Genomic DNA, 1,531 nt, shown 5'->3' with positions numbered 1-1,531 from the left:
CGTGTTAGGACCGAGCCGGAAGATTTTGAGGAGCGCAAGAGGGAGGCTGATGAAGGTCGGAATCGACATGGGAGTGGCATCCTCCGCCCCGGGAGGACAATCGGCACTGCTCGATCTGGAAGAGCTTCTGGCGACGCGTCTGCTCGTCCAGGGCAATTCCGGCTCCGGCAAGTCGCATCTCCTGCGCCGACTTCTCGAGCAGAGCGCCGCGCTGGTGCAGCAGGCCATCATCGATCCGGAGGGCGATTTCGTCACGCTCGCCGACAAGTTCGGCCACGTGGTCGTGGATGCCTCCCGCAGCGAGGGCGACCTTCAGCGCATTGCCGCCCGCGTTCGCCAGCATCGGGTCTCCGTGGTGCTGAGCCTGGAGGGCCTCGACGCGGAGGCGCAGATGCGCTGCGCGGCGGCCTTCCTCGGCGGTCTCTTCGATGCGGAGCGCGACTACTGGTATCCGATGCTCGTAGTGGTGGACGAGGCGCAGCTCTTCGCCCCTGCTGCCGCCGGCGACGTGTCGGACGAGGCCAGAAAAGTCTCGCTGGGGGCCATGACCAACCTCATGTGCCGCGGCCGCAAGCGCGGGCTCGCGGGCATCATCGCCACGCAGCGCCTCGCCAAGCTCGCCAAGAACGTGGCGGCGGAAGCCTCCAATTTCCTCATGGGCCGGACCTTCCTCGACATCGACATGGCGCGCGCGGCCGACCTGCTCGGCATGGAGCGCCGCCAGGCCGAGATGTTCCGCGACCTGGAGCGCGGCCATTTCGTGGCCCTCGGCCCCGCCCTTTCGCGCCGGCCGCTGCCGATCCGCATCGGCGCGGTCGAAACCTCGACCCGCAGCGGCACCTTCAAGCTCATGCCATTGCCCGAGCAGCCCAAGGAAGAGGCCCGTGATCTCATCTTCAAGGCCGGCGAGGATGAACTGGCCGCTCGTCCGATCATGCCCCGCCGGGCGCCCCCGCCGCCTCCGGCCCCCTCCACCAACGATCTCCTGGCCCAGCTCGCCCGCACCCGGCCTGCCGCCGCAGCGGACGCGCCGCCCGAGGAGACGGAGCAGTCCAAGGCCGAGCGCGAGGCCGCCCTCGATGCGATCCTGCGGGAGATTCTGGACGATCCGGAGGCCGCCTTCCGCTCGGTCGCCGTCCTGTATCAGGACTTCCTGGTCCGCTGCCGCATCCGCCGCATCTCCGGCGAGCCGTTGAACCTCAACGCCTTCCGCCGCCGTCTGGCGGTCGCCCGCGCGGGGGTCGACACGGCCACCGCCGAAGGCTCCGAATGGGACCGCGCCGTCGCCTTCGCGGCGGATCTCGCGGAGGACATCCAGGGCATCTACCTGCTCATCGCCCGCGCGGCCATGGAAGGCTCGCCCTGTCCCCCGGACGGCGAGATCGCCCGGGCCTGCGGCAGCCGCTCGCCGGGTAGGGCGCGGCGCCTCATCGCCTATATGGAAAGCCGCAACATCGTCGTCACGCGCAACGACCCGCGGGGCCTTCGCATCATCGCGCTGCCCGATCTCGGCTGGGAGACCGGGCCTGGC

General features: G+C 69.9%; 1 protein-coding gene. It reads left to right on the top strand.

Annotation, left to right across the window (positions count from 1 at the left end):
- Positions 1–49: 49 nt before the first annotated feature.
- The coding region (locus RIN79_RS21515) for an ATP-binding protein (RefSeq protein WP_309086752.1) at positions 50–1,531 on the top strand (1,482 nt) is incomplete at its 3' end.

It is taken from the genome of Chelativorans sp. (assembly GCF_031180965.1).
Classification (GTDB): Bacteria; Pseudomonadota; Alphaproteobacteria; order Rhizobiales; family Rhizobiaceae; genus Chelativorans.
The sequence above is the reverse complement of the archived record's forward strand: the minus strand, read 5'-3'. Positions and strand labels throughout refer to the sequence as shown.